We start from the raw sequence: 1,264 nt of genomic DNA, 5'->3' as shown, positions 1-1,264 counted from the left end.
TGTAGGGGATGCGTTCGACGAGGACGCGGGCCTGGTTGTTCTGGACGATGCCGGTGGTGGTGTCCAGGCGCTGGAGGTTGACGGCGATGTTGCCGGTGGTGGTGCCGCCGCCGATGAGGATCTTGGCGTTGCCGGTGTCCTTGGTGGCGAAGGCGTCGTAGTTGGCGCTGGGGGTGACCGAGGCGATCTGGCCGGTCTGGGAGCCGTAGAAGCGGTAGACCCACCATTCGCCCTTGGGCTGGTGCTGTCCGGCGGAGTTGTGGACCAGCAGGTTGCCCAGGTCGTTGTGCAGGTTGCCGCCGCTGGCCCAGTTGGCGCGCAGGCCGTCGGCTCCGGCGCGTTCCAGGCGGGCGATGTACCAGGCGCCGTCGGCGGGGTTCTGCTCGTTGGAGGCGCCGTACTCGTTGATCTGGTAGGGGCGGGGGTGGGGGATGGAGCGGGAGTTCAGCGTGGTGTTGGCGGTGGCGACGTTGGAGACGGGGTCACCGGGCAGGGAGTGCCAGCTGATGATGTCGGGGATGAGGTTGTTGGCTTTGACGTAGTCCAGGTACTGGGTCCACCAGCCGCCGGTGGAGGGGACGCAGGCGCAGCTGGGGCCGACGATGAGCTGGTCGGGGAAGGCGGCGCGGACGCGCTGGTAGGTGCGGCGCCACAGTTCGAAGTACTGCGATTGGGGGCGGTTCCAGAAGATGGTGATGTTGGGTTCGTTCCACAGGTCCCATTGGACGGGGGCGCCGGTGGCGCGCACGTCGTTGATCAGGCGGGTGAGGAAGTTGTCGTAGTCGGTCCAGTTGCCGTTGTCGCCGGGGTAGCGGCTGATGGGGTAGCCGTCGGCGCCCCACAGGTCGTGGACCAGCAGGACGAACTCGCCGCCCAGGGAGCGGGTGCGCAGCAGCTGGGCGCGGGTGGCGTTCCAGCGGCGGTCGTATTTGCCCGATACCCAGCCGCCGGGGCTGTCGAGCTGGGCGCCGCCGGCGCGCATGTAGCGGAATTTGACGTCGGTGTAGAAGTTGTCGGCCGGGCCCGAGGCGTTCTCGGTCATGCCGTAGATCCATCCCGAGGCCCGGTAGGTCGGGGCGGCTCCGGCGGTGGAGAAGTCCACGCTGATCGACTGGTCGGCGGCCTGCGCCGGGCCCGGCGTGGCGATGAGGGACGCGGCGGCCAGCGCCACGGCGGTGCACAGGACGGCCAGACCGCGACGGCGGCGACCGCCCCGCGGCACGAGGGGTGTGTCCACTGATCGACTCCTTGGACGGCAAGGGGG

1 pseudogene is annotated in these 1,264 nt (G+C 69.3%); it reads right to left on the bottom strand.

From position 1 onward, the window contains the following. Positions 1–1,237 (bottom strand): annotated as a pseudogene (locus tag IEY93_RS37450) (hypothetical protein); the annotation flags it as partial. Positions 1,238–1,264: the final 27 nt, after the last annotated feature.

This window comes from Sphaerisporangium melleum (assembly GCF_014646695.1).
GTDB lineage: Bacteria > Actinomycetota > Actinomycetes > Streptosporangiales > Streptosporangiaceae > Sphaerisporangium > Sphaerisporangium melleum.
This window is presented reverse-complemented; position numbering and strand designations above follow the sequence as displayed.